The organism is Stenotrophomonas sp. OVS01A, assembly GCF_019969775.1.
In the GTDB taxonomy this organism is placed as follows: Bacteria; Pseudomonadota; Gammaproteobacteria; order Xanthomonadales; family Xanthomonadaceae; genus Stenotrophomonas; species Stenotrophomonas indicatrix.
This window is the reverse complement of the sequence record NZ_JAHXYV010000008.1, coordinates 1-16,123: the sequence shown is the minus strand read 5'-3', so window position 1 is coordinate 16,123 and position 16,123 is coordinate 1. Positions and strand designations below refer to the sequence as shown.

Sequence of the window (16,123 nt, the reverse complement as noted above, 5' to 3'; positions counted from 1 at the left end):
CGCTATTTCAGATTGCCCAGCATCCAGTCCACGGTGGCGTGGATCTGCTCCTCGGTGAGCGCCGGGTTGCCGCCCTTGGGCGGCATGATGCCGCCGTCGGGGCCGGTGTAGCCCTCGATGGCGTGCTTGTAGAGGGTGTCCTTGCCCTGCGCCAGGCGCTTGTCCCAGTGCGAGTGGTCCAGCGTCGGCGCCATGCCCACGCCGGTGGTATGGCAGGCGGTGCACAGGTTGTCGAAGATCACCTTGCCGTCCTTGGTACCGCCGTAGGCCACCTGCGAGGCGGCCTTGGCCAGCGCTGCGGCCTTGGCCGCGGCCTGCGCGGCGGCGCCGGTGCTGCCGGCGTATACCGCGCCAGTGGGCGAGATGCGCTGTTCAGTGCGTTTGGCGGCGGTGGGCGACACCTCGGGCGGAATCCGGGTGTGGATGAACGCGGCCAGCAGGATCAGACCGAGGGTGATGGCCATCAACAGCGCGATCACCATGGAGAAGCGTTTCAGGAACTCCAGATCGTAATTCCGCACTCTTCGTTACCCCTGGCTGATAGTCGTTGGACCACGGCTGAGCGACTGCGTGATGGGCCGAGTATAGAACGCACGCCACGCACGACAACAGGCATCACGGCTGGTGCGGCGCAGCATGCGGCCGTGGCCGCGTGCGGGTGGCGCCGGACCGCGCCCGGCGAGCGCAAAGCGCGGCAGAAGCCGCCCGGCACCCGCAACGGCGGCATCACCCTGCGCCAACAGCCCGCAGGCAGAAACTGCAGATGGCCTCGACCAGTGCGTCCTCGTCGCGGTGCGCTTCGCGGCTGGGTGCGGTCGGGCCCACCATCGCTTCGGTGAAGGCACCCACCAGGCAGGCGGCGGCAGCGTGCGCGTCCTGTGCCGGCAGTTCACCGGCCGCCACGCCCTCTTCCACCAGGCGCAGGAACACGTCACCGAAGGCACGGCGGCCGCGCATGCGCTCGGCTTCCACGTCCGGGTCCACCGGTTCGACGATGAAGGCATGGGCCAGGCCCGGGCCGGCCAGAGCACGGCGGACGAAGGCGGTGATGGCCTGGCGCAGGCGCACGCTGGCCGGCTGCGGCGCACTGGCGATGCGCTCCATGATCGCCACCTCATGGGCCACGGCAGCGTTGAGCACTTCCACGAACAGCTCGGCCTTGGACGGGAAGTGGCGGTAGATCAGGCCGGTGGAGACCCCGGCCTGGGTGGCCACGGCGGTTACCGGCGCGTTGCGCCAGCCGCCGGTGGCGACCAGTTCGCGGGTGGCCAGCAGGATCCGTTCACGGGCCCCGGCCAGGCGTTCTTCCATCAATGCTGAGCGTTTGTAGGCCATGTTCTGAGTCTGGTTTCAATTTTTGAATTTGTATTCACTTCTTACCCGAACCCCGCTACGCTGGGGTCCAATCGCCCGCGCGGGCTGCTGCTGTGAACAGCCGCCCGCTTCCCCTTCCGGGTGCGTCCATTCCCCACCTTCCCTCGTGGAGCCATCGCAATGCACGTGCCATCCCTGAACTTCGACCTCGGCGAAGATATCGACCTGCTGCGCCAGAGCGTGGCCCATTTTGCCGCTGCCGAGATCGCGCCGCTCGCGGCCGAGGCCGATGCAACCAACCAGTTTCCGTTGGCACTATGGCCCAAGTTGGGCGAACAGGGCCTGCTGGGCCTGACCGTGGAAGAAGAATACGGCGGCACCGGCATGGGCTACCTGGCCCACGTGGTGGCGATGGAAGAAATCTCCCGCGCCTCCGGCGGCATCGCCCTGTCCTACGGCGCGCACTCGAACCTGTGCGTGAACCAGCTGCGCAAGAACGGCACCGAAGCGCAGAAGCAGCGCTTCCTGCCGGACCTGTGCAGCGGCGCCAAGGTCGGCGCGCTGGCGATGAGCGAACCGGGTGCGGGTTCGGACGTGGTGTCGATGAAGCTGCGCGCGGACAAGCGCGGCGACCGCTACGTGCTCAACGGCAACAAGATGTGGATCACCAACGGCCCCGACGCCGACGTGCTGGTGGTGTACGCCAAGACCGATGTCGAAGCCGGCGCCAAGGGCATCACCGCGTTCCTGGTCGAGAAGGGCATGAAGGGTTTCTCCACCGCGCAGAAGCTGGACAAGCTGGGCATGCGCTCCTCGCCCACCTGCGAACTGGTGTTCCAGGACTGCGAGATTCCCGAAGAAAACGTGCTGGGCGCGGTCGGCGGCGGCGTGCGCGTGCTGATGTCCGGCCTGGACTACGAGCGCGTGGTGCTGTCCGGCGGCCCGCTGGGCCTGATGGCTGCAGCCATGGACGTGGTGATGCCGTACGTGCACGAACGCCACCAGTTCGGTGAGCCGATCGGCAGCTTCCAGCTGATCCAGGCCAAGATCGCCGACATGTACGTGGGCCTGGGAGCCTGCCGCGCCTATGTGTATGCCGTGGCGCGCGCCTGCGACCAGGGCCGTACCACCCGCCAGGATGCGGCCGGCGCGATCCTGTACGCCGCCGAGAAGGCCACGTGGCTGACCGGCCAGGCGATCCAGATCCTCGGCGGCAACGGCTACATCAATGAATACCCGACCGGCCGCTTGTGGCGCGACGCCAAGCTGTATGAAATCGGCGCCGGCACCTCGGAGATCCGCCGCATGCTGATCGGCCGCGAACTGTTCCAGCGCACCCTGTAAGGCACCCCATGAGCATCCTAGGCAGCCAGCTGCAACCGGGCAGCGAAACATTTGAAAGCAACCGCGCGGCGATGCAGGCCGTAGTCGACGACCTGCACGCCACCCTCGCCCGCACCGCCTTGGGTGGAAGCGAGGCGGCGCGGGCCAAGCACACCGCACGCGGCAAGCTGCTGGTGCGTGACCGCATCGATGCGCTGCTCGACCCGGGCAGCGCGTTCCTGGAGATCGCACCGCTGGCCGCGCACGGCATGTACGACGATGCCGTGCCCGCCGCCGGCGTGGTCGCAGGCATCGGCCGGGTGAGCGGCGTGGAGTGCGTGATCGTGGCCAACGATGCCACGGTCAAGGGCGGCACCTATTACCCGGTGACAGTGAAGAAACACCTGCGCGCGCAGGAGATCGCCGAGCAGAACCACCTGCCGTGCATCTACCTGGTCGATTCCGGTGGCGCCTTCCTGCCGCTGCAGGACGAGGTGTTCCCGGACCGCGACCATTTCGGCCGCATCTTCTACAACCAGGCCAATCTCTCCGCGCAGGGCATCCCGCAGATCGCCTGCGTGATGGGCAGCTGCACCGCCGGTGGTGCCTACGTGCCGGCGATGAGCGACGAGACGGTGATCGTGCGCGAGCAGGGCACCATCTTCCTCGGCGGCCCGCCGCTGGTGAAGGCGGCCACCGGTGAAGTGGTGACGGCCGAAGAACTGGGCGGTGCCGACGTGCACACGCGCATTTCCGGTGTGGCCGACCACATGGCCGACAACGACCTGCAGGCGTTGGCACGGGTGCGCGCGATCATCGCCCAGCTCAACTGGCGCAAGCCCGAAGCGGCGATGGCGCTGCAGCCGGTGGAAGAACCGCTGCTGCCGGCGCACGAACTGTACGGGGTGATCCCGGCCGATACGCGCAAGCCCTACGACGTGCGCGAAGTGATCGCGCGACTGGTCGACGGCTCGCGCTTTGACGAGTTCAAGCCGCGCTATGGCGCAACGCTGGTCACCGGCTTCGCCCATCTGCACGGCTATCCGGTCGGCATCATCGCCAACAACGGCATCCTGTTCTCCGAGTCCGCGCTGAAGGGCGCGCACTTCATCGAGCTGTGCACCCAGCGCAACATTCCGCTGGTGTTCCTGCAGAACATCACCGGCTTCATGGTCGGCCGCAAATACGAACAGGGTGGCATCGCCAAGGACGGGGCCAAGCTGGTCATGGCGGTGGCCTGCGCCAAGGTACCCAAGTTCACCGTGGTGATCGGTGGTTCGTTCGGTGCCGGCAACTACGGCATGTGCGGCCGTGCGTACTCGCCCAATTTCCTGTGGATGTGGCCGAACGCACGCATCGGCGTGATGGGCGGCGAACAGGCCGCCAGCGTGCTGGCCACGGTCAAGCGTGATGGCATCGAAGCCAAGGGCGGGCAGTGGCCGGGCGAGGAAGAGGATGCGTTCAAGGCACCGATCCGCGACCAGTTCGAGCAGCAGGGCCACCCGTACTACGCCAGTGCGCGCCTGTGGGACGACGGCGTGATCGATCCGGTCGATACCCGCCGGGTACTGGCCCTGGCCCTGTCGGCCAGCCTCAACGCCCCCCCGCAGCAGACGCGCTTCGGCGTGTTCCGCATGTGACCTGTGCCATGACCGAGTCTGTTGCCATGTTCAGCAAAGTCCTGATCGCCAACCGCGGCGAGATCGCCTGCCGCGTCATCGCCACCTGCCGCCGCCTCGGCATCGCCACCGTGGCGGTGTATTCCGATGCCGACCGCAATGCGCGCCACGTGCGGCTGGCCGACGAAGCCATCCACATCGGCCCGGCGGCCGCGCGCGAGAGCTACCTGCGCAGCGATGCCATCCTCGACGCCGCACGCCGCAGCGGCGCGCAGGCCATCCATCCCGGCTACGGCTTCCTGTCCGAGAACGCCGACTTCGCCGACGCCTGCGTGGCGGCCGGCATCGCCTTCATCGGTCCGCCGGCCAGTGCGATCCGCGCGATGGGCGACAAGAGTGCAGCCAAGGCACTGATGGCCAAGGCCGGCGTGCCGTTGACGCCGGGCTACCACGGCGACCAGCAGGCGCCGGAGTTCCTGCGCGCCCAGGCCGACGGCATCGGCTATCCGGTGCTGATCAAGGCCAGCGCCGGCGGCGGCGGCAAGGGCATGCGCAAGGTCGAGCGCAGCGAGGACTTCGTCGATGCGCTGGCCAGCTGCCAGCGCGAGGCGGCCTCGGCGTTCGGCAACGACCACGTGCTGGTCGAGAAGTATGTCGAGCGCCCCCGCCATATCGAAATCCAGGTATTCGGCGGTGGCCAGGGCGAGGCGGTGTATCTGTTCGAGCGCGACTGCTCGGTGCAGCGCCGCCACCAGAAGGTGCTGGAAGAAGCGCCGGCCCCGGGCATGAGCGCCGACCGCCGCGCCGCGATGGGCAAGGCCGCCGTCGATGCCGCGCGCGCTGTGGGCTACGTCGGTGCCGGCACGGTGGAGTTCATCGCCGGCCCGGACGGCGATTTCTACTTCATGGAAATGAACACCCGGCTGCAGGTCGAACACCCGGTCACCGAGTTCATCACCGGCACCGACCTGGTGGAGTGGCAGCTGCGCGTGGCCGCTGGCCAGCCGCTGCCCAAGCGCCAGGACGAACTGGCCATCCACGGCCACGCTCTCGAAGCACGCCTGTATGCCGAAGATGCCGACCGCGGCTTCCTGCCCTCCACCGGCACCCTGCGCCGCCTGCGCCTGCCGACCCCGTCGGCCAACGTGCGGGTGGACACTGGTGTGGAAGAAGGCGACAGCATCACCCCGTACTACGACCCGATGATCGCCAAGCTGATCGTCTGGGACGTGGACCGCGACGCCGCGCTGCGGCGCATGAGCCAGGCCCTGGCCGACTGCCAGGTGGTGGGCGTAACCACCAATGCCGGTTTCCTGCGGCGCCTGGTGCAGACCGACTCGTTCGCCAACGCCAAGCTGGATACAGCGCTGATCGAGCGCGAGCAGGCCGCACTGGCGGTCACCGGTGACGGTGAGCAGGCGCTGTGGGAACTGGCAGCGATCGCCGCGGTGGCAAGCACACCTGCCGCTGCCGCCGATGCACGCGACCCGCATTCACCGTGGCAGGCACAGGATGGCTGGCGGCTGGGCGTGCCTGCCGCGCGCTTGGTGCCGCTGCAGCAGGCAGAGCGGGCACGCACGCTGAAGGTGTGGACCACTGCCGATGGCTGGCGCGTGCAGTGCGGTGACGCCGCGCCGAAACAGGTGGTCGGCCATGCCGATGGCCAGACCCTGTCGGTGCAGATGGACGAGCGTCGTTGGCGGCTGCAGCTTCAGCGCGACGGCGATCAGCTGTACCTGTTCGCCAGCGATGGCCAGCACCGCTTCACCCTGCACGACCCGGTGGGCGAATCCGAGCAGGCCAGCGCCGATGCCGGCAGCCTGCTGGCACCGATGCCCGGCAGGATCGTCGCAACGCTGGTGGCGGCGGGCACGCAGGTCAAGCGCGGCACGCCGCTGGTGGTGCTGGAAGCGATGAAGATGGAGCACACCCTGCAGGCACCGGCCGATGGCACGGTGAAGGGCTATCGGGCCAAGGCCGGCGACCAGGTGGGCGACGGCGCGGTGCTGGTGGATTTCGAAGCAGCGTGATGGAGGGTCGGCCGGGCGTTGTCGATCAACGCGCGGCCGGCCACACCTGGCCAAGCGGATCAAGTTCGGCCGTCACCCGCTCGGCTGCACGCCAGCCAAAGCCACAGACCGCCAGTACGCCTTCGGCCATCGGCTGCAGGCCCAGTGCCCGCTCGGCCTCGGCCTCGTTGATCGCTGCGGTGACGAATGCGCCCAACCCCTGCGCGGTTGCCGCGCTGTAGATCGCTTGCGATACATGGCCGGCATCCAGGGTGATCGCGCGGTAGGCCTTGGCGTGGCCGCGATACTTCCAGAACATGCGCTCGAAGCGGCACGCCAGGATCAGCTGCACCGGTGCGTTGGCGAACCAATGCTGCCCGGCCAGCAGGCGCTGGCAGAAGCTGTCCAGGTCGCCGGGCTGCACTGGCATGGGGCCCAGTTCGTGTGCGGTGGCATGGTAGTGGTAGAGGCCCGACGGCAATCCCTCCACATTGCGCGCCACCACATACGCTTCCACTGGATGCAGACTGCCGGCAGACGGAATGTTCTTCTTCAGGAAGCGCACACCGGGTTCGGTTTCCACCTGCGCCTGTGCCATCAGCACCTGCTGCATCAGCCGGGCCAGCATCGGCAACGGCACGGCGCGTGCAGCGTCGAAGTTGCGGCAAGTTGCACGTGCCTGCAGCTGCGCCTGCATCGGGTCCTCGTCACAGCGTGGCAAGGACCGTGCGCCGGGCCGGCGGACCGGTGCTTCGGCGGGCGGCGGGCCGAAGCTGCGCACCAGGTCCTGCGCGGTCATCAACTGGCTGCGTTCCATGTCGCCGACACTGTCCACACCGTCCCAGCGCGAGTGCTGGTAGTGCAACGCCGACAGCGGCCACCACTGGCTGTCACGTACCTGCTGTTCGACTGCTGCTGCCTCGGCATGCACCGGATCGTCGCTGACCAGCAGCCCCTGCTCCAGCAGCGCCAGCACGCGTTGACGTGCCTTCGGCTCTGCCGGTAGCGGCTGCCACTGCTCCGCGCTGCACTGGAGCAGCCACAGGCAGCTGACCGCATCAACCGTGCGCGGCGTCGGCAGATGCGCTGCCCGCACCTGCAGGGATCGTTCGAAGCCCACGCCACTGCCGCCGGCAAGCAGCGCATCCAGGTCGAAATGCGCCCGCTCCAGCGGTTCGACGATCATCGTCCTGCAGCGACGGAAGTTCATTCGATGCGCATCCGGGAGCATGGTAGGCCGGCGATCATAGCGTGGTGCCGGATACTCACCATCAATTCCCCCTGCGCGCAGCCGATACTGTTTTTTTCCCCTCCCTGCCGGTAGTGAACCATGTCCCGTTCTCCTCTCTCCCCCGAAGTGGTCCAGACCCTGCTCAAGCAGCTGTCCAGCGACGATGCCTTCCGCAGCGCCTTCGCTGCCGACCCGGCCAAGGCACTGATTGCGCTGGGCGCAGATGCTGACAGCGTGGGTGCGTGCAACACGCCGCTGGACTCGCTGGGCGGCAAGGAAGAGTTTGCCCGGGCGGCGACGCTGTTGAGCGAGCGCTTGGCCGTGACCGGACCGTTCAAGGTGCCCTTCATGTTCGAAAGCGGCCTGAAGGGGCTGCAGGACTGATCCGCCCTCAGGGTATTCCTGCCTGCTGCGCGCTGGCCGCATCGGCCAGCCGGCGCGCATCGGCCACATTCAATGGCAGCAGGACCAGAGCACCGGCGTCTTCGGCGAAGGCCAGGCCGGTGCGCTGGCGCAACCAGCGTTCCCGGCGCTGCACCGCCTGATCGCGGCCGAGGGCGCGATCGATATCCAGCTGCAGCACATGCCACTGGTACAGCGTGCCGTTGGTCAGTGGCTTCAGCAGTGCCGAAGCGGCCTCCGCATTCCCGGCATCCAGCTCGCCACGCGCGCGAAGCAGCAACCACAGTTCCTGCAGCCGCGGGTCGGTACTGCGTTCAACCAACGCCTGCAGTGCCGGTCGGCGCGAGCGCAGCTCGGCGTCCAGCCCGGCGCGCTGCAGGTGGTAGGCCACCGACAGCGCAATGAAAGCGCGATGACGCGGCGCAGCGCCGACACCCTCATCGACCGCCGCCAGGGTGCGGTCCAGCAACCGTGCGTACTGCAGCCGGGACCCGCTGCCGCCGGCCTGTGCAGTCCACGCCAGCGACTGCAGGGCCAGGACGTCGCACAGCTCCGGCACTTCGCCACACTGCGCTACGGCCTGGGTCATCTCAGCGGCCGCATCATTGGCCCGACCCTGCAGGGCGAGCAGGCCGCTGTACTCCATCCGCGCGCCGAGCCCGCGCGAGGTGATGGCTTCACTGCGCTCGTGCGCCTTCTGTGCCTCGCCATCCAGCAGCAGCGCGACCGCCTCCAGCATGTCGCCGTGCCAGTTCGGCAGCGCGCCTGCTTCCTTGAACGCAGCGACGGCGGCCTTGACCTCGCCACGCGCAAGCTGGGTGCGGCCAACAAAGGACAGCACCAGCGCACGGTGTGTCTGATGGCGTTCCAGCAGCGGCATCATGTCGGCAAGCGCGCCGTCATAGTCGCCATAGGCAAACAGGGCCATGGCGTGATTCATCCAGCCGGCCGGATCATCTGGATACAGCTGGGTCAGCATCCGCCACTTTTCCGCACTGCGCTGCGGGGGAGCGCCGCTGAAGTCTGCCCCCCAAGCGTCCAGATACAGCTGGTCGCGCGCACTCAACCGCGTGCGCCCCGACACCGCCTGGCGGTACAGTTCGCCGGCCGCCGACACGTTGCCCATGGCGTACTGCAGCCGCATCTGCCCGATGTAGGCAAAGGTGAACTGGGGATCCAGGCGGGTCGCCTGCTGGAAGAACAGCAGCGCTTCATCGAAACGCTCCTGCGCCAGCGCATCGCTGCCTTTGGCGTAGGCATGCAATGCATCGAGATTGGCGGTAGCCACCGTGGGCAGGGGTTTCTGCTCGCGGCTGACATCGTGCAGCGCCTCACCCAGGTCGCTGCGCAGCGCCTTCACCACGGTGTCGGTGGAGGCCAGGATCGAATCCAGGCCATTGCCATCGGCGAAATGCGTGTACACCGTCTGCCCAGTGCGTGGGTCCACGACCTCCACGCCCACCCGTACCTTGCCGTTGAGCTCAAGCACGGTGGGCATCAGCACCGCACGCGCGCCATCGCGCAGCGCAACCTCGATCGCCAGTGCGCGGTCCAGCCGTGCATTGGCCGGGCGCTGCATCAGCTGCAGGGTGTCACGCACCTTCAGTTCGCTGAGGATGTTGACGAAGCGCGACTGGCCCAAGCTGATGTAGAGCGCCTGTTCCAGGCTGGAATCCAGCTGCGGGTAGGCCGTGCTGTTGCTGACCGCCGCCAGGATCACCCAGTCGCGCTCGGCGAACGCGATCGCCGGCGCCGGCCGCAGCAGCGTCCACATCACCACGGCCAGCACCACCGCCAGTGTCGCCTCGGTGAACAACGCGGCGGGGCGACGCCACAGCGGCAGATCACGCCAGGCCTTGTCCCCCGAACGCGGTCGGCGCAGCGGCGCGCGGCCACGGATGCCTACTTCGAACACCTGCTGGCGTTCGCCGATGCCCTTGAACCGCCAGAGCCCATGGTCCTTCCAACGCAGTTCGTCCGCAGTCCAGGGCAGCTCGCTGCCGGCCCGCCGCGCCATCTGTTCGGCCGCTGAGGACAGCAGCACCTGCCCAGGCCACGCCAGCTGCATCAAACGCGCGGCCATCGGCTTGGCCAGACCCTCGACCTCCACCGGCTTTGCGCCGTGGGCAACGGCCTCGGCACTGTTGTCCCACAACAGCACGTCGCCCACGTGCAGGCCGGCGCGCGCACGCAGCACGATGCCACGCTCGTGGCCCATCGCGTCGACCGCGTTCTGGTAGGAAATGGCGAAACCGATGCCATCGATGGGACGCTCGAAAAGAACGAACAATCCATCGGACCGGTCGATCAGCTGGCCGTTCCAGTGCTGCTGCAGCCCCAGCACCAGGCGGTCATGCTGCTGGAAGAATTCGGCTGCGGCGACATCGCCGATACGCTCCACCAGTTGCAGCGAATCACACAGGTCGGTGAACAGCAGCGCCCGCAGCTGGGCGTTATGCGGGGCCGACGTTCCGTTGTCGCCATTCATCGCCAGGATCTCCGCTCAGTGTCCATCCGGGCCATTGGCCCACCGCAGGCAGTTGCCGCCTGCGCGCTTGGCTTGGTACAGCGCACGATCGGCGCGAGCGTACCACTCGCTCCAGTCCGCGTCAGGGGCCAGCAGGCTGGCACCGATGCTGGCCAGGCTGACGTGCGGGGTGCCATGGCTGCGCTCGAGCAGGCCGTGCACCGCGCTGAGGATGAATTCAGCCGCGTGCTGCACGATCTCGACATTGGCCCGGCGCAGGATCAGGCAGAACTCGTCGCCGCCCAGGCGGCAGGCCAGGTCATGTTCGCCGGCCATCGAGCGCAGGATGTTGCCCATGCTCTGCAGCACCCGGTCGCCGGCCTGGTGGCCGTGGCGGTCGTTGATCTGCTTGAAGCGGTCGCAATCGATCAGCAGCAGCGCCTGCGGCGGCCCCTCTTCCTGCGTGCGGCATTCCTGCAGGAACAGGGCCAGGCCACGGCGGTTGTGCAGGCCGGTCAGCTCGTCGGTGCGCACCAGCTCACGCGTGTGGGTCAGCTGGTGGGTGGTGATGTACAGGTTGTCCAGCGCGGCTTCCAGGTCATGGTTGCGCCGCCGCAGCTGGCTGATCAGGGCCTGCTCGTTGGTCAGCACACGCAGGATCGTGCGCCGCAGGAAGTAGGCCACCAGCCCCGGGTCGGACTCGACCAGGCGATGGAAATCAGCCGGTCCCAGCTCCAGCACGTGGCAGTCGGCCATCACCCGCGCGCTGGCGCTGCGCGGGTGGTCGCCCATCAACAGGCCGAGCTCACCGAAGAACTCATGCCGGCCGAGTGTCTTGAGCACCAGATCCTCGCCGAAATCCAGCTCGATCAGGCCTTCGAGGATGATGTACATGCACTCGCCGCGATGGCCGCGGTGGAACAGCCACTGGCCCGCCTGCAGCCGGCAGGGCTGGGCAAACCGGGCAAACAGGGCGACCTCTTCGTCGGAAAGCAGCGCATGCACGATCTCGGCCATCGCCACCTTGGCGATACCGGTTGTCGTGTCGATGTTCTCGGCCGCACCCCTGCCGGTCATTCCCTGCACCCGCCGCCAGCGTCCCCTGGTGAGCCGCGGAGCATATCAGTGAATCAAACTGTGCGCCGCTTCTCATTTTTGTGAAGACGCGGTGCCCCGCCCTGCATGACTCAACCGTGCCCATTCACACGCGTTGGGCGCAGGAAGAAAGAAAGCCATATCAATAGCTTGCGGTGACCGCGACGCCGATTGTCGCAGCAGCCGCAGATACAACAACGCCGGCAGATCCCCCGATCTGCCGGCGTCGTCTGGCCCTTCCCTGGCCACCCTGATCAGTCCGAGCCCTGGTCGCGCCGGCCGCTGGCCGACAGCATCAAGGACTGCGGGAACACAAAGGGTTGCCGGCCAGCGGCCGGCACGACCAGATCACGCAGCCCGTTCGCTGCGCTCGCCATGGAACTGCTCTTCCTCGGTCGAACCGGTCAGCGCCGTGGTCGAGGACTGCCCCTGCTGGATCGCCTGGGTCACCGCATCGAAGTAGCCGGTGCCGACTTCGCGCTGGTGCTTGACCGCGGTGAAGCCGCGCTCGGCCGCTTCGAACTCGGCTTCCTGCAGCTCCACGAAGGCGCTCATCTGCCGGCGCGCATAGCCGTGGGCCAGATTGAACATGCCGTAGTTCAGCGCGTGGAAACCGGCCAGGGTGATGAACTGGAACTTGTAGCCGTAGCTGCCCAGCTCCTTCTGGAACCTGGCAATGGTGGCGTCGTCCAGGTTCTTCTTCCAGTTGAAGCTGGGCGAGCAGTTGTAGGCCAGCAGCTTGCCGGGGAACTTCGCATGGATCGCCTCGGCGAACTTCCGCGCGAATTCCAGGTCCGGCTTGCCGGTCTCACACCACACCAGGTCGGCATACGGTGCGTAGGCCAGGCCGCGGCTGATGGCCTGGTCCAGGCCGTTGCGGGTCTTGTAGAAGCCCTCCACGGTGCGCTCGCCGGTGGCGAACGGCTTGTCGTTGCCATCGATGTCGCTGGTCAGCAGATCAGCCGCCTCGGCGTCGGTACGCGCCACCAGCAGGGTCGGCACGCCCAGCACGTCGGCGGCCAGGCGTGCGGCGTTGAGCTTCTCGATCGCCTCGCGGGTCGGCACCAGCACCTTGCCACCCATGTGCCCGCACTTCTTCACCGAGGCCAGCTGGTCTTCGAAGTGCACGCCGGCAGCACCGGCTTCGATCATCGCCTTCATCAGCTCGAAGGCGTTGAGCACGCCGCCGAAACCGGCTTCGGCGTCGGCCACGATCGGCTGCAGGAAGTCGATGTCATCCTTGCCTTCGGCATGGTGCAGCTGGTCGGCACGCAGCAGCGTGTTGTTGATGCGCTTGACCACCGCCGGTACCGAATCGGCCGGGTACAACGACTGGTCCGGGTACATCTGCCCGGCCAGGTTGGCATCGGCCGCCACCTGCCAGCCGGACAGGTAGATCGCCTTCAGCCCGGCCTTCACCTGCTGCATGGCCTGGTTGCCGGTCAGCGCGCCGAGCGCGTTGACGAAGTCGCGCTCATGCAGCGACTTCCACAGCTTTTCCGCGCCCAGCCGGGCCAGCGAATGCTCGATATGGACGGTGCCACGCAGGCGCACCACGTCGGCGGCGCTGTAGTTGCGCTGGATGCCTTCCCAGCGCGGATTGGTGTCCCAGTCGTGCTGGATCTGTTCGGCAGTGGGCAGCGTGCTCATGTCTATCTCCAGTTCGGTTCGTGCGGATGCAGCGGGGAAGGAAGCGGCGGGAAAACCGGCATGCAGCGGTCAGTCGATGCGCGCGTACGCCGGCAGGGTCAGGAAGTCGGTCAGTTCGTTGCTGCGGCTCAACTCGGCCAGCAGGGTGATGGCTTCTTCGATGCGGCCGCCACCAGGCAGCGCCGAGGTGTCGCCGAGGCGCGCCGGCAGCTGCGCCAGGGTGGTATCGAGCAGCGCCAGATCGATGGCAGTGCCGTCGTCCAGCTGCTGGCCCGGGGTATGCAGCCACTGCCACAGCTGGCTGCGACTGATCTCGGCGGTGGCCGCGTCCTCCATCAGGTGGTGGATCGGCACGCAGCCGTTGCCATCCAGCCATGCGGCCAGGTAGCGCACGCAGACTTCGACATTGCCTTCGAAGCCAGCGCGGGTGATCGTGCCCGGCGGCCGCGCGATCAGTTCATCGCGACCCACGCGCACATCCTGGCGCAGCACGTGATGCTGGTTGGGCGTGGGCATGTGCTCGTCGAAGATCGCCATCGCCACCGGAATCAGCGCGGGATGGGCGACCCACGTGCCATCGTGGCCAGCGCTCACTTCGCGCAGCTTGTCGGCACGCACCCGCGCCATCGCCTGCTCGTTGGCGGCGGCATCGTTGTTGATCGGAATCTGCGCGGCCATGCCGCCCATCGCATGTGCGCCGCGGCGATGGCAGGTCTGGATCAGCAGTTCCGAATACGCCTTCAGGAACGGCTGGGTCATGGTCACCTGGCCACGCTCGGGCAGCACGCGGTCAGCGTGGCGGCGGAAGGTCTTCAGGTACGAGAAGATGTAATCCCAGCGCCCGCAGTTGAGGCCGACGATGCGATCGCGCAGGGCGTGCAGGATCTCATCCATCTCGAACACTGCCGGCAGCGTTTCGATCAGCACGGTCACCTTGATCTGCCCGTGCGGCAGGCCGAGCATGCCTTCGATGTGCGACAGCGCGGTCTCCCACAGCGCTGCCTCTTCCATGCTCTGCAGCTTCGGCAGGTAGAAGTACGGGCCGCGGTCCCTGGACTGCAGCGCGCGCGCATTGTGGAAGGCAAACACCGCCGCATCGAACAGGCCGCCGGCGAGGAACTGGCCATCCACGCGCACATGCTTTTCGTCCAGGTGCCAGCCGCGCGGACGCACGATCAGCACCGCCTGCTCCTCATAAGGGCGCAGTGCGTAATGCTTGCCATTGGGTGCGGTGTACTGCAGGTCGCCGCGCACCGCAGCGGCCAGCGACTGCTGACCGGCCAGCAGGTTGCGCCAGGTCGGCGAGGTCGAATCCTCGAAGTCGGCCATGAACACCTTGGCGCCGGAGTTCAGCGCGTTGATGACCATCTTCGGGTCGGTCGGGCCGGTGATCTCGACGCGACGGTCCTGCAGCGCGGCCGGCAGCGGCGCCACGGTCCAGTCCCCGCTGCGGATCGCGGTGGTGTCCTGGCGGAAGTCCGGCAGGCCGCCCTGGTCGAAGAACGCCTGGCGCTCGCGACGGGCCTGCAGCCGCGCCTGCCGGCCGGGTTCCACTGCCCGGTGCAGGGACACCAGCAGGGCCAGCAATGGCGCCGGCAGCACGGTGGCCTGGCCCGCCACCTGGGTCGCCAGGGCAATGCCCGGCGTGGCCTTGGCGGCGGTGGAGGGAACAGCGGAAGCGACGGCGGACATGGCAGAACTCCAGCGTGGGGGAACGACTCCACCGTGCGGCCGCAGCCCTGTATTTGGCAAAACAGTTTTTGCAATGCTTTACATAACTTGTGCTAATACTTGTGACGCCATGACCACGCGCACCCTGCCAAGTCCTCGTTTTTCCTACAAATCCGATCGGCTGAAGCCGCTGCGCGCGTTCTGCCAGACGGTGCGCCTGGGCTCAGTCTCACGGGCGGCTGAGGCACTTTTCGTCAGCCAACCAGCCATCAGCCTGCAGTTGCAGGCGCTGGAGCGTGAGCTGGGGGTACCGCTGTTCGAGCGCAGCGGCCGGCGCTTGGTGCCCAGTCGCGAGGGCCAGCTGCTGTATGAAATGGCGCAGCCGCTGGTGGAGAGCCTGGACGGTCTGGAAGCGCGCTTCCGCGACAAGGTGCGCGGGCTGGACGCGGGCGAGCTGAACATCGCTGCCAACAGCTCGACCATCCTGTACCTGCTGCCGAAGATCGTCGAACGCTTCCGCCAGCATTACCCCGACGTACGCCTGACCCTGCACAACGCCATCAGCGCCGACGGCACCGACCTGCTGCGCGAGGATGCCGCCGACCTGGCGATCGGCTCGATGACCGATGTACCGGCTGACCTCAGCTATGCGCCGGCCTACCGTTTCGAACAGGTGCTGATCGCCCCGCATGACCATCCGCTGGCCAGCGGTGGCGAGCTGGAACTGGCCGACATCGCCCGTTACCCGCTGGTGCTGCCGCCGAAACGGCAGATCACCTACCGGCTGGTGGACCAGGTGTTCCAGCGTCACCGCATCGCCTACACCGTTGCGCTGGAAGTGGGCGGCTGGGAGGTGATCAAGCAGTACGTGGCGATGGGCATGGGTATTTCCATCGTGCCGGCGCTGTGCCTGAACGATGCTGACCGCGAACGGTTGGCCGCACGGTCGATGAAGCGCTGGTTCCCGGAGCGCAGTTACGGGGTGATCGTGCGGCGTGGCAAGGCGCTGTCGGCGCAGGCGCGGGCGTTCATCGAGCTGATCCAGCCAGAGTTGTTCAGCCCGCGCGATTACGACCAGAGCGGGCATTCGGAGCGGTGAGGGGTTGTCGGCAGGGCTGCGCCCTGCACCTGCAGAAGCAACGGCAACGGCAACAGCGGGGATTCCGTGGGATGGCGGGGTGGGTCCGGTTGCGGGGGACGCCGTGAACCCATCCTTGAAGTGACCCCCTGGAGTTGGACACCTGATCCAACCCCGAGGGTTACATGAATAGATATGAGGTTTGTTTCAAATTGCAGGTCGCCAAAGAGGCCTGCAAGACCTCCACATCGGTCAAGGCGGTTG

The 16,123-nt window shown here is 67.3% G+C and carries 12 protein-coding genes; 5 read left to right on the top strand and 7 right to left on the bottom strand.

What is annotated here, in order from left to right; translation table 11 throughout:
- Nucleotides 1-2: 2 nt before the first annotated feature.
- Both LC407_RS19165 and LC407_RS19160 read right to left on the bottom strand, forming a co-directional pair.
- Nucleotides 3-521: a c-type cytochrome gene (locus LC407_RS19165; RefSeq protein ID WP_025875793.1), complete on the bottom strand. Its 519-nt coding sequence runs from the start codon at nucleotides 519-521 to the stop codon at nucleotides 3-5.
- A gap of 205 nt (nucleotides 522-726) precedes the next feature.
- A complete protein-coding gene (locus tag LC407_RS19160; protein WP_025875794.1) occupies nucleotides 727-1,335 on the bottom strand; it encodes a TetR/AcrR family transcriptional regulator in 609 nt (202 codons plus the stop codon).
- Between the two features lie 159 nt (nucleotides 1,336-1,494).
- Here LC407_RS19160 and LC407_RS19155 point away from each other — a divergent pair, with 159 nt between their 5' ends.
- Genes LC407_RS19155 through LC407_RS19145 form a run of 3 tightly spaced genes read left to right on the top strand, consistent with a single transcriptional unit; the run spans nucleotide 1,495 to nucleotide 6,286 of the window.
- Nucleotides 1,495-2,658, top strand: coding sequence for an isovaleryl-CoA dehydrogenase (locus tag LC407_RS19155; RefSeq protein WP_025875795.1), 1,164 nt, complete (start codon nucleotides 1,495-1,497; stop codon nucleotides 2,656-2,658).
- A gap of 8 nt (nucleotides 2,659-2,666) precedes the next feature.
- Nucleotides 2,667-4,277, top strand: a complete 1,611-nt coding sequence (locus tag LC407_RS19150) for a carboxyl transferase domain-containing protein (RefSeq protein ID WP_025875797.1) — start codon at nucleotides 2,667-2,669, stop codon at nucleotides 4,275-4,277.
- Nucleotides 4,278-4,303: 26 nt separating this feature from the next.
- Nucleotides 4,304-6,286 carry an acetyl/propionyl/methylcrotonyl-CoA carboxylase subunit alpha gene (locus tag LC407_RS19145; protein ID WP_223483417.1) on the top strand — a complete coding sequence of 661 codons (1,983 nt, stop codon included), beginning with the start codon at nucleotides 4,304-4,306 and terminating at the stop codon, nucleotides 6,284-6,286.
- A 25-nt stretch (nucleotides 6,287-6,311) separates the two neighbouring features.
- On the opposite strand, the gene LC407_RS19140 is transcribed toward LC407_RS19145, so the two are convergent.
- Nucleotides 6,312-7,475, bottom strand: a complete 1,164-nt coding sequence (locus LC407_RS19140; protein ID WP_158684089.1) for a putative peptide maturation dehydrogenase — start codon at nucleotides 7,473-7,475, stop codon at nucleotides 6,312-6,314.
- Between the two features lie 120 nt (nucleotides 7,476-7,595).
- Between LC407_RS19140 and LC407_RS19135 the strand changes: the two genes are divergently transcribed.
- A complete protein-coding gene (locus LC407_RS19135) occupies nucleotides 7,596-7,880 on the top strand; it encodes an NHLP-related RiPP peptide (protein ID WP_080150340.1) in 285 nt (94 codons plus the stop codon).
- Between the two features lie 7 nt (nucleotides 7,881-7,887).
- Here the strand turns inward: LC407_RS19135 and LC407_RS19130 are convergent, their stop codons facing one another.
- The 4 genes from LC407_RS19130 to aceB all read right to left on the bottom strand — a co-directional run bounded on the left by LC407_RS19130 (nucleotide 7,888) and on the right by aceB (nucleotide 14,802).
- Complete coding sequence (locus LC407_RS19130) at nucleotides 7,888-10,386, bottom strand: putative peptide modification system cyclase (RefSeq protein WP_080150339.1); 2,499 nt, start codon at nucleotides 10,384-10,386, stop codon at nucleotides 7,888-7,890.
- Between the two features lie 15 nt (nucleotides 10,387-10,401).
- Nucleotides 10,402-11,442 (bottom strand): GGDEF domain-containing protein, encoded by a 1,041-nt coding sequence (locus LC407_RS19125; RefSeq protein ID WP_025875806.1) that lies wholly within the window; start codon nucleotides 11,440-11,442, stop codon nucleotides 10,402-10,404.
- A gap of 366 nt (nucleotides 11,443-11,808) precedes the next feature.
- Nucleotides 11,809-13,110 (bottom strand): isocitrate lyase, encoded by a 1,302-nt coding sequence (gene aceA, locus LC407_RS19120; RefSeq protein WP_025875808.1) that lies wholly within the window; start codon nucleotides 13,108-13,110, stop codon nucleotides 11,809-11,811.
- Nucleotides 13,111-13,179: 69 nt separating this feature from the next.
- Nucleotides 13,180-14,802 carry a malate synthase A gene (aceB, locus tag LC407_RS19115; protein WP_032978130.1) on the bottom strand — a complete coding sequence of 541 codons (1,623 nt, stop codon included), beginning with the start codon at nucleotides 14,800-14,802 and terminating at the stop codon, nucleotides 13,180-13,182.
- Nucleotides 14,803-14,911: 109 nt separating this feature from the next.
- Between aceB and LC407_RS19110 the strand changes: the two genes are divergently transcribed.
- Nucleotides 14,912-15,880 (top strand): LysR substrate-binding domain-containing protein, encoded by a 969-nt coding sequence (locus tag LC407_RS19110; protein ID WP_059064004.1) that lies wholly within the window; start codon nucleotides 14,912-14,914, stop codon nucleotides 15,878-15,880.
- The last annotated feature ends 243 nt before the right edge of the window (nucleotides 15,881-16,123 follow it).

What these genes read in the sequence shown, in the direction of transcription:
- LC407_RS19130 (WP_080150339.1), bottom strand. Translation starts at nt 10,386, where the DNA reads ATGAATGGCGACAACGGAACGTCGGCCCCGCATAACGCCCAGCTGCGG.
- LC407_RS19160 (WP_025875794.1), bottom strand. Translation starts at nt 1,335, where the DNA reads ATGGCCTACAAACGCTCAGCATTGATGGAAGAACGCCTGGCCGGGGCC.
- LC407_RS19140 (WP_158684089.1), bottom strand. Translation starts at nt 7,475, where the DNA reads ATGAACTTCCGTCGCTGCAGGACGATGATCGTCGAACCGCTGGAGCGG.
- LC407_RS19135 (WP_080150340.1), top strand. Translation starts at nt 7,596, where the DNA reads ATGTCCCGTTCTCCTCTCTCCCCCGAAGTGGTCCAGACCCTGCTCAAG.
- aceA (WP_025875808.1), bottom strand. Translation starts at nt 13,110, where the DNA reads ATGAGCACGCTGCCCACTGCCGAACAGATCCAGCACGACTGGGACACC.
- LC407_RS19155 (WP_025875795.1), top strand. Translation starts at nt 1,495, where the DNA reads ATGCACGTGCCATCCCTGAACTTCGACCTCGGCGAAGATATCGACCTG.
- aceB (WP_032978130.1), bottom strand. Translation starts at nt 14,802, where the DNA reads ATGTCCGCCGTCGCTTCCGCTGTTCCCTCCACCGCCGCCAAGGCCACG.
- LC407_RS19110 (WP_059064004.1), top strand. Translation starts at nt 14,912, where the DNA reads ATGACCACGCGCACCCTGCCAAGTCCTCGTTTTTCCTACAAATCCGAT.
- LC407_RS19125 (WP_025875806.1), bottom strand. Translation starts at nt 11,442, where the DNA reads ATGACCGGCAGGGGTGCGGCCGAGAACATCGACACGACAACCGGTATC.
- LC407_RS19150 (WP_025875797.1), top strand. Translation starts at nt 2,667, where the DNA reads ATGAGCATCCTAGGCAGCCAGCTGCAACCGGGCAGCGAAACATTTGAA.
- LC407_RS19145 (WP_223483417.1), top strand. Translation starts at nt 4,304, where the DNA reads ATGTTCAGCAAAGTCCTGATCGCCAACCGCGGCGAGATCGCCTGCCGC.